The sequence below is a fragment of the Bartonella sp. 220B genome (assembly GCF_026930205.1).
Classification (GTDB): domain Bacteria; phylum Pseudomonadota; class Alphaproteobacteria; order Rhizobiales; family Rhizobiaceae; genus Bartonella.
Map to the genome: position 1 here is coordinate 1 of NZ_JANHOI010000053.1, position 1373 is coordinate 1373.

Consider the following 1373-nt stretch of genomic DNA (forward strand, 5'->3'; position numbering starts at 1 on the left):
GGAATGGATATATATGCAAAAAGTGCAATAGTCAACATAAAAATGCAAAAAGTGCATATTTATGTTAGGTGTTTTTTTTTGAAATGCACTATTTCTACCAAGCTATGGAGATACAATATGCAAATATCGAAAGAAGGTCTCAATATTTTAGAAGGGTTTTCTCAAAAAGAAAAAGAAACTATTACTTATCTTTTGATTGCTTTAAAAACTCAATATATAAGACCACCAATCTCTTATTCTCTTCAGAAAGATCACGATAAAAATTCATAAATTCTTGATCAACATCAGTGAAGAAATTTGGGGGGGGTTCGTTAAAAAATTCAGCTATTTTAACTAATTCCCCAATACTTATACTTCTTGATTTCCCATTTTTGTAAGGATTAATCATTCTGCTTATGGTGGATTGATGGATTCCTAAATGAGCAGCTAATTCTATTTGAGCACCGTGTCCGCGCTCTTCTAGCTTTTTTTCCAGCCATTGTTGGATGCTTTTTTCAATATCATTACTCATAGCCTAAATATTATCCCTAAAAATACGAAAAATGCAAAAATGCAAAAGGTGCATTTTTTATTGACATATGTAAAAAGTGCAATTATTTATCACACCATTATGGAGATAGATATGCCTTCGAGATTAATCATAAAATATTTAGGTGGTTTCAAAACGGTAGCAACTATTGTGAAAAGAGATGTGTCATCTGTTTCTAGATGGGGTCATTTAATACCAGCAAAGCACCAGCAGAAAATATTAGATTATGCCCGTGATCATGGCATAGATTTACGTCCGGATGATTTCTTTTACCCTGAACGCTTGCAGAGATTAATGCAAGAGAAACAAACCCCTCCCATGTCTAAAATTGTAAAGAGCTCCCGTGTTGATAGCGCGGGTGACGCTTTGCAGCCTTAAGGAGATTATGATGGCTGTAAGAAAGAAATATGAACTTACTGATGAAACAATCGAAGTTTGTAGACAAACTCTTTACCGTATTAAAGCCTTAAGATCTTTTGGAGATGTGAAGATTGGAGAGATTGGGGGCTATATCGAAAAAGAAGCAAACTTAAGTCATGAGGGCAACTGTTGGGTTGCAGATGAGGCGTGTGTTTTTGATGATGCCAAGGTTTATGAAAATGCACGGGTTTATAGCAATGCATGGGTTTTAGGCAGAGCCAAGGCTTATGGCAATGCCAAAGTTTATGGCAATGCACGGATTAGTGGCTATGCCAAGATTTTTGGCAATGCGAAGGTTGGTGGTTATAGCAAGGTTAGTGGCTATGAAGATGTTAGCGATAACGAAGCAGCTTACATGCGTAAACACGTTTCACATAGCACAAATGAAGCGCATAAGAACGATAATGGCAAGGCACGTTTAGAG

General features: G+C 36.3%; 2 protein-coding genes and 1 pseudogene. 2 read left to right on the plus strand and 1 reads right to left on the minus strand.

Annotated elements, in window-relative coordinates; all coding sequences use genetic code 11:
- Positions 1 to 181: 181 nt before the first annotated feature.
- Positions 182 to 511: a helix-turn-helix domain-containing protein gene (locus tag NPX99_RS08620; RefSeq protein WP_269031417.1), complete on the minus strand. Its 330-nt coding sequence runs from the start codon at positions 509 to 511 to the stop codon at positions 182 to 184.
- A 111-nt stretch (positions 512 to 622) separates the two neighbouring features.
- On the opposite strand from NPX99_RS08620, the gene NPX99_RS08625 reads away from it, so the two are divergent.
- On the plus strand, positions 623 to 907 hold the full coding sequence (locus tag NPX99_RS08625) for a hypothetical protein (protein WP_269031418.1): 285 nt from the start codon (positions 623 to 625) through the stop codon (positions 905 to 907).
- A gap of 10 nt (positions 908 to 917) precedes the next feature.
- Positions 918 to 1373: pseudogene (locus NPX99_RS08630) on the plus strand (dATP/dGTP diphosphohydrolase domain-containing protein); the annotation flags it as partial.